Genomic DNA, 8,425 nt, shown 5'->3' with positions numbered 1-8,425 from the left:
AGTTAGGATTTAAAGTAAGACTCCATGAGCTTCTTATCTTCCGATCTAAAGTGGGCTTCTTCTTGGCTTATTTCGCCAGCGATATAGAGGTTTTTGATAGATTCATCCATAGTGATCATCCCTACATTTTTACCTGTTTGCATGATGCCTGGTAGCATGAAGGTTTTACCATCACGGATGGTGGCAGCAACCGGAGCAGTGTTCACAAGAAGTTCTAGCGCCATTACGCGGCCAGTACCGTCTGCTTTAGGAATGAGTTGCTGGGAAATGACTCCTCTCAGTGACTCGGCAACCATGATGCGGATTTGAGAACGCTGATCGGTAGGGAACACGTCAAGAATTCGGTCGAGAGTTCGTGGGGCATTGCCCGTGTGAAGAGTGGCGATCACTAGGTGGCCGGTTTCGGCGGCAGTGAGCGCTAACTGAATAGTCTCAAGATTGCGCATTTCACCCACCACAATGACATCGGGGTCTTCACGTAACGCACCACGTAGTGCTCGTGGAAAGGACTCAGTGTGGGAATGTACTTCACGCTGGTTGATGTGGCAGTTCTTTGATTTGAAGACGTATTCGATTGGGTCTTCCAGTGTCAAGATGTGGTCTTCTCGATCTTCATTGATGAAATCTACCAATGCAGCCATGGTAGTAGACTTCCCTGAGCCAACTGAACCTGTAACTAGAATAAGGCCGTTGTGGTAACGGGTGAGAGGGACGATGTGTTCTTTCGGCAACTTCAAGTCATCGATAGAGCGGATCTCGGTGGTAATGATACGAAATACAAGATCGTAGCCTAGACGCTGGCGAACAACGGATACTCGAAAGCGTCCAAAATCAGTTTGATAGGCAAAGTCGACGTCGCCTTTTTCTTTAAGGTGTTCCCAGTGTTCTTTAGGCAGAAAGGAATTTACCAAGCTCTCTGTGTCTTGTGCTGTCAGAGTTGCGGCATCTTCCCAAATCGGTTGGAGGTTACCAAACCGACGCCATGTTGGACGGCTTGTCGTAGCTAGGTGGATGTCTGAACAATCGAACTCAATACCGATCTGTAGGTAGGTGTCGACGTTGTCGTATGTTTGGATTTGAGACATTAGGTTATAAAATCTATCGCGTGAAGACACTAACAAAGCAATCTGGACGTAGATGACACGCAAAAAATGGTGGAGATGAAAGATTTGTTCAAATACGAGGTTGACGAATGAGTCCAATTAAATAATCATGCTCACATGAACACAATAATAAATGTTATGCAACAGTCCGTGGAGCATCTGAGAGAGATTCTTTCTGATTTGAGACCGAACAGCAAGTCAACAGTTCAGGTTGAGCAAATGGAATTCAGTTTTGGAATGGTCAGAGAGTTTGAGATAAGCTCTAGTGTTTCACGGAAAACTACGAATCGTTAGCCGTTTCTAGCTGCTGAGGGATGTTTGCCCTAATAATTGTCAACTGTTTAGGCCTAATTCTAGGAAAGAGTGTGCTGATTACGTAAGAATTCTAAAATTTCTCATTTTGAGCTTACGGTGGGGTAGTGATCTGTGTATAAACGCCGTCGAACCTATGGTAAGATCAATTTTTGAAAACAGCGAAGGTATTCGCTGGGTGAGTAAAAATCTCGCTCAGTCCTGCTTGCTCGGCATCACCGTCGGAGCGGTTCTATGCTCACATGCCTATGCCCAGAGCTATGATTCACAATTAGCTCAGCAAGAAATAGCAAAACGTTCTGAGAGTGTTGTGCTAGCACAAGAATTACTTCTCAATGGCGATGCTCACTACAATAAAGGGGAATACAAAGAGGCTGTTTCAGTTTATGCTCAAGCTTTTTCTCTGATTCCAGTTGGAGGTTTGAGTAAAGATCTCAAGGGGGCCGCTTCAGAGCGTTATGCACAAGCGGCAGTTGAATATTGTAAGTCACTCTCACGATTTGGTCAGTATGACGAAGCCCGGCAGGTACTCAGTGATGTACTCCGTCCAGGTGTGGCTAAAGGCCATGCTGGCGCGACGCTGATGCTCGGAAAGCTGGATGATCCGATTCGTACGAACCCAGCTCTCTCAGCACAATTATCTCGCGATGCCGAGTCTGCTGGGCAGTGGCTGCGGAAAGCCGAAGGCTATTTCAATCTAGGTAAATTCGATGACGCTGTTTTAGCCTATGAAGAAGTTCTCCACTTAGACCCCTATAATAGTGCCGCTCGTCGAGGCATGGAGCGCGTAGCTGGTGCCAAGTCGGAATATGCGGGTACAGCCTATGATCAGACTCGTGCAGAGATACTGTTGCAGGTGGATAGACAGTGGGAGACTAAGGTCAATCCGAGGATTGAAAACCTACGCACAAGTGAGGCATTGGGCGAAGAGGAAAATAGAATTCAGGAGGTTTATGCAAATAAGCTCCGACAAATCCTTGTGCCAATCGTAGACCTTCAAGATGTTAGCCTTGGTGAGGCCTATGACATGATCAGAGTCTGGTCTAAGGAATATGATCAGTCTTCAGTCGATGATTCTCAGAAAGGTGTCAACTTTGTCCTTAATATAGGTTCTGATGATTCTGAATGGGGCAAAAGTATCCGTCAGAAGCGCGTGACTTTAAATCTCCGCAATGTACCACTCACTAATATTTTAGATTTTGTGAGCCGAGCGACTGGAACACAATGGCGCTATGAAGATTATGTCGTAGTTGTTACACCTAGTGGCGCAGCTGATTCCTCAATCCACCGCCGAACTTTCCGTGTGCCTCCTACCTTTATGCAGGATGCAGCCAGCCAAGCCACAACAAGCAATGATGATCCATTTGCTGAGGATACTGGTAGCAATGGAGCACTGAGCCCTCGGGTGACAGCGAAAGAGTTTCTTAAAAAAATGGGAGTAACCTTTCCTGAGGGATCAGTAGCCAAATACATTCATGGTACAGGCTCTTTGATGGTCGCGAACACACTTCAAAATATTGATCTAATTGAACAGTATGTGACGAGCTACGCACAAGCTGAGAATGTGCAGGTCGTGATGAAGCTTACTATTATTGATGTAGCTCGTAGTGATTTGGAAGAGTTGGGCTTCGATTGGCTAATTGGGGCAAGTGAAGGAAAAACTATTGTTAGTGGCGGAACTCAAGGCAACGGTGAAGATATTACGAGTGACCTAGTTACGACGGTAGATGGTCTAGCGCCAGTGACTTCAGGCTTGAGGAGTGGTGATTCTCTGTCTGATACACGCTTGTTCGATCAAACTGTGACTGGGGATGCTAGGTCTTCACTCGTTAGACAAAATACAGATAGAGCGCCAGGCATTCTAGCGTTGAGAACTGAGGATGTCGCCGTTTTGATGCGTGGTTTGAGCCAGGCAAAAAGTACGGAGCGTATGGAAACCCCTAGTATCGTTGCGGGTGCAGGTGTGAAGGCCACACTTTTTAACGGACGGGATATGTATTACGCTACTGAGTATGAGCCACCAGAGCTTCCTCGTTCTGCTGGTGCTACTGATGCATCAGGAGTCTTCCCCGTGGTACCTGCCAATCCGACAGCATTTGAGCAAAGATTTGTAGGTGTGAACCTTGTAGCTGAAGCGACTATTTCTGAAAATAATAATTATGTCGATGTTAAGGTTGAGTTAGAATCGTCTGATTTTCAAGGCTTTATAAACTACGGCTCACCAATTACCTCATCTTCCCTGGACGCTCTCGGCAATCCTGTACTAATAGAATTAACCAGAAACGCAATTTTGATGCCATTCTTTAAGGTCAAAAACGTAAATACAGCAGTCACTGTGCGGGATGGAGCCACCTTTGTGATTGCTAGCTTAAATGAGAGTTTAATCGAAACCGTGGAGGACAAGGTTCCTTTGTTAGGAGATATTCCTATGCTGGGGCGCTTTTTCAAAAGCGAAGGTATAAAGAAGACTGATAGAGCATTAGTGATTTTTGTTAATGTCGAGCTTAAGGATCCAACTGGTAAAAACTGGAGAGAACGCTAGGTTCTACTTGTTCAAAATTCAGCATAGTTAGTTTGAACTCTTTGAACTCTTTGAATTCGAATTCCAACGATGAAGCATCAGCTTCAAGATCAAACGATCCTGAAGTGAGACGCCGACGAGTTCGGAAACGTGTGACTGGCTCGAGTTCCTTAGGCATAGGAAGCGAGAAGATACGAAGGAGCCACCATCGTTCTAAATCTACCGATAAGTCAGCAAGTCTAAAGCTAAGAAAGAGGCAATTCTATGTTGTCCTGATAGTTTTTCTTTCGGGGTTTTCTATAATCTTAGCTGGAACATTTTCTATAGGCTATCATAATAGCCGTAGTTTCCGAGGTAAGTTACTTGCTGATTTAGAGAGTGGTTCTGGTGCGACTGTGAGCTTGAGTCAACTGCGCGTGAGTCCGACCCTGACAACGGCACGCAAAGTTGAGTACACTTGGGACGAAGAGGAGAGAGCTCTTGGAGGGGTGGTTTTAGAAAACGTATCAAGTCATTATTTTATAGGAGGCCTATTGGGCGGAACTTGGAATGGATCAGATCTTTCAGCTCAGTTAGGAAATATTTATCTGAAACGAGGTAACTCTAGTGAGGCTGATGAGGTGGATCACTTCGACTATAAATCAAAATACGGGTTAGACCGAATAAAGTGTGATGCTTTGAATATTTATTCAGCAGATGGCGGACTTTTGATTAAGGAGAGTTTTGCGTATTTTAAGTGGGGAGCAAATCCGATGCAGTTACAGCTCTCAGGAGGTTCACTGGGTGATACTGAGTTTGGTGACTTTGTTGTAGAGCAAGGTTATGTTCAAATTCGACCTGACTCTAACGAGTTTTTTTTACAATTAAGTGAGGGGAATGGAGAAGGAAGAGTAGAAGTTAAAGGAATCATTGGGGGAATTGATTCCGCTCCATTGGCATTGAAAGTAGAGAACCTACCTTCCTCTGTGATATTCGGAGATATACTAGGTCTGCTTATTCTTGGCGATTGGAGCGGTGACAATGGGCAGCTCTTTTTTAAGCAAACTAACGCAGCAGGCTCCCTGTATGATATTCATCTAACTGCACCCAGCCTGAACCTTGGTCGACTGGATTGTTTTGCTGTGCTGGCGGATGTTTTACAAAAGAATAATTACCGAAGACCAAAATTTAGAAATAGTGGAGAGCTTCAGGTCATTAAAGAGAATGATGGAGTCATGATCCGTGATTTGTCCTTTAGCGATAGGAAGATGTTGGCTCTGAGGGGGACTCTACGGGCTAAGGCTGATGTAGTCGAAGGGATGCTTACAATAGGCATTCCCATACATGAAAAAGTGATTTTGGAGAAGCATTTTAAAGAAGGGACGTTTTCTTCTAGTAGTGATGGTTATTTGTGGGAAACTGTCCATGTGACTGGCAAGTTAGGAGCATTAGAAGATGACTTGAGAGAGAAGCTAAGAGGTAAAGGGACGCAGCAGGCTCAACAACATGATCAACCCGTAAAGAGCATCTTTAATAAAGCTCCTAAAACCCAGGAGGAGATTGAGGCGGCTTTCGATCAGCTTATCTCTAAGTGATGCGAGGATGCTTTATATTTTGGTTGATTGGTCTGATGGCGACCACTTTGTTGGCAGCGCCTCAGCAGTGGAAGAATTCTACCGCGTTAGAGCACATCTCTAAAGTTCAGCAAAGGTCAGGTCCGCTCAATGACCTTTTTATTATTGCTGCGGGGGTTCCTCCTGATCGTATGGTTTGGTTGGAAAGGAAGTTGGCTTCTATCAAGTTGAAGAATCTATCTGAGGAATATCGTTTTAGCGTACTATCGTCTCAGCAGCTTGGTGATTTTGCTATGGTGATTGTAGCGGTCGAAGATCCTAGAAATCCCTTATTCTATGAAACTGTTTCATTAGGTTTTTGTTGGAAAAATCAAAAGTGGAGAGCTGCACCTCTACCTGGTATATTTTCACTCACAGATGTTGGCCGTTACCAAAAAGGTGCTAAAAAACATCGTGAGGCCTTGGAGCTGTGGGTTCATATTGAGTCTAAGCGGCTTCAGGAATTAGGTGAACGCACATTATTGAAAGCATTGGATCAGAAGCTAGCAAAGTACAAGCAGCCGGGTATGCCTCTGCGTGATGGAACTAAGGATGAGGCTGTGGAGTATTTCATGCAGATGGCTCAGCAGAAGGATACTGTAGGCTTGCTGGCTTGTGTGCTAGACGACAGGTACAATGTAGCAGTTGGGGTGCTGAGTCATAAATCAGTGTGGTCACAGCTTCTTCAGAAAAATTTCACTTACAGCATTTTACCCGATGTCGGCATTGATGGTGTAGTGAGTGTTGGGGTTTACTTCCCAGACCGTTCACCATCGCAAGGAATTCTTGAGTTTAGACTCACTATGAGTGAGGGGTGTTGGGTAATCAAAATTCCGGAGAGCCTAAAGTCGCGTATTGATGGGGATTTTCCTAGTAGGCTATCGCAGCATGCCCATCTAGAGCCTTTGAACCGAAAGCGAGTTTCGAATGTAAAGTCATTGATTTTACATTCCTTGAGTAAAATTTCAGTGGAGTCAGATCGAGAGCTACTAGAAAAATTGTTAGTAGTAGCTGCAGAGCAAGATTTCCATAGCTATATCCAACTGATTGATTGGAAAGTTTCTTTTCTGGACGGTGGTCTAGAGCTGTCTTCGGGTGAGCTGGATAAGCGCTTCTCATCGGCTTTCGAATTGTGGCAAAAATTGTCAGTCAAAAAGAGCTCTATACGAGAATATCTTTATGAAGATAGAGGTGATAATTACGTGTTGTGTAATCTTGTGCGTTATTCGGCCTCAACTCCATTAGTGTTATCAAGTCAGCCGCTTCTGATCGTCAATAATGAGACATCATGGACACTCGTTCCTGAATTCACACTCAAGGATGATCACGATCCCAGTCTTTTGAGTAAGCAGAAACTAGCTGAGTTAAGGAAGCACATAGAGGGCGCTAAATCAAAATTTCATAAACGGCTTCTTCAGAAAGCTGTCGATGGAATGAGCTTGGTACTAATGCCCCTCACTGAGAGTGAGCGTCCTCAGATTATAGCCTTCTATAATGGATTCATCAAAAATATAGCTTCTCAGAAACTAGAAGAGGCACTCGGTTGTATGGCTAATACAAGTAAAAAACCGGAGGTTCTATTGTCTACTGTGGGGGCAGATGCTAAGCGGTGGAAGAGTCCAATTAGTCACTCGGAGTTGCATTCCGTTTTGATGGGGGAAAAAATAGCCCTCATTATCCTGAAGGAAACCTATAAAGATAATACCAGCATAGATTTTATAGCTTGTCCCGTTGTGCGTAGCAGCGATCATGGCTATAGGATATTTCCAAATTACTTTAGATATGAGCATGGTCGTGGTGAAAAGATTGCTAATCAAAATATGCTCAAAGAAATGGAAACATCTTTGGACAAAGAATTTAATCAAATCTACCTCAAATTGATCAAAAAATTCACACTGATGGTCAATGAGGAAATAAAACAAGAAAATGGCAATAATGGTGAGTAGTGGAGTGATGGAGGTTGGAAACCAGATTGAGCAAGCTATTGCCAAGGTGGTTCGTGGTCAGGATGGATTGATTCGTCGTTTAGTTTGCTGTCTAGGAGCCGGTGGGCACGCCTTGCTAGAAGATTATCCCGGTACTGGGAAAACGACTCTAGCGAAAGCTTTGGCTTCGACTATCGGCGATGCTAACTTCCAGCGCATCCAGTTTACCCCAGATCTGTTGCCGTCGGATATTCTTGGGGTCTCGATACTGAACCCTAAATCAGGTGAGTTTAAATTCCACCGTGGCCCTATATTTGCGAACATATTGTTAGGTGATGAGATTAATAGAGCCTCGCCACGTACGCAAAGTGCGCTGTTAGAGGTTATGGCTGAGAAGCAGGCTACAATCGAAGGGACTCGCCACACTATGGAGGGATTATTTTTTGTAATAGCCACTCAGAATCCAGTAGAATTTCGTGGAACGTATCCTTTACCCGAAGCCCAGATGGACCGTTTTTCTATGCTTTGTTCTCTGGGGTATGTGGGAGTGGAAGATGAAATTAGCATTCTGACTGACCAGCAAGGTGTGTCACACCCAGTTGAGAATATTGAACCAGTCGTTAGCCATGAAGATGTAATCGAGTGGCAACGTGCCATTACCAAAGTGAGAATAAGTGACGAGCTCAAGCATTACATTGTGAGTCTCTGTGCTGCTACTCGATCGATGGAGGAGGTTAAGCTAGCAGCGAGTCCGCGGGCGTCGATTTCTCTGATGAAGGTAGCGCAAGCTATGAGTTTGATGAGGGGGACTGACTTTGTGACGCCAGAGGTGATTCAAGAGGTGGCAGTGGACGTGATAGCTCACAGGCTAGTGTTAGAAAATGAATCTAAATATTCTGGAAGGTCAGGCCGCTCAGTGGTTGAGGAATTACTGGCAACATTACCAGTGCCGGTGTAGCTAATTATTTTTTG

Annotated in this window: 5 protein-coding genes; 4 read left to right on the top strand and 1 reads right to left on the bottom strand. The window is 44.6% G+C overall.

Annotation, left to right across the window (positions count from 1 at the left end; all coding sequences use genetic code 11):
• Nucleotides 1-2: 2 nt before the first annotated feature.
• Nucleotides 3-1,085 carry a type IV pilus twitching motility protein PilT gene (locus BSZ32_RS00240; RefSeq protein ID WP_105041571.1) on the bottom strand — a complete coding sequence of 361 codons (1,083 nt, stop codon included), beginning with the start codon at nucleotides 1,083-1,085 and terminating at the stop codon, nucleotides 3-5.
• Between the two features lie 466 nt (nucleotides 1,086-1,551).
• Between BSZ32_RS00240 and BSZ32_RS00235 the strand changes: the two genes are divergently transcribed.
• The 4 genes from BSZ32_RS00235 (at nucleotide 1,552) to BSZ32_RS00215 (ending at nucleotide 8,411) form a co-directional block, all read left to right on the top strand.
• Nucleotides 1,552-3,957 carry an Amuc_1098 family type IV pilus outer membrane protein gene (locus BSZ32_RS00235; RefSeq protein ID WP_105041570.1) on the top strand — a complete coding sequence of 802 codons (2,406 nt, stop codon included), beginning with the start codon at nucleotides 1,552-1,554 and terminating at the stop codon, nucleotides 3,955-3,957.
• A 380-nt stretch (nucleotides 3,958-4,337) separates the two neighbouring features.
• Nucleotides 4,338-5,510 carry a hypothetical protein gene (locus BSZ32_RS00225; RefSeq protein WP_129589509.1) on the top strand — a complete coding sequence of 391 codons (1,173 nt, stop codon included), beginning with the start codon at nucleotides 4,338-4,340 and terminating at the stop codon, nucleotides 5,508-5,510.
• Between the two features lie 35 nt (nucleotides 5,511-5,545).
• The gene (locus BSZ32_RS00220) at nucleotides 5,546-7,474 is read left to right on the top strand and encodes a hypothetical protein (RefSeq protein ID WP_129589508.1); all 1,929 of its coding nucleotides are present in this window, start codon (nucleotides 5,546-5,548) and stop codon (nucleotides 7,472-7,474) included.
• A complete protein-coding gene (locus BSZ32_RS00215; RefSeq protein ID WP_206018665.1) occupies nucleotides 7,455-8,411 on the top strand; it encodes an AAA family ATPase in 957 nt (318 codons plus the stop codon). Before BSZ32_RS00220 ends, BSZ32_RS00215 begins: the two co-directional genes overlap by 20 nt.
• Nucleotides 8,412-8,425 lie beyond the last annotated feature (14 nt).

Source organism: Rubritalea profundi (assembly GCF_002954445.1).
GTDB classification, from domain to species: Bacteria; Verrucomicrobiota; Verrucomicrobiia; order Verrucomicrobiales; family Akkermansiaceae; genus Rubritalea; species Rubritalea profundi.
This window is presented reverse-complemented; position numbering and strand designations above follow the sequence as displayed.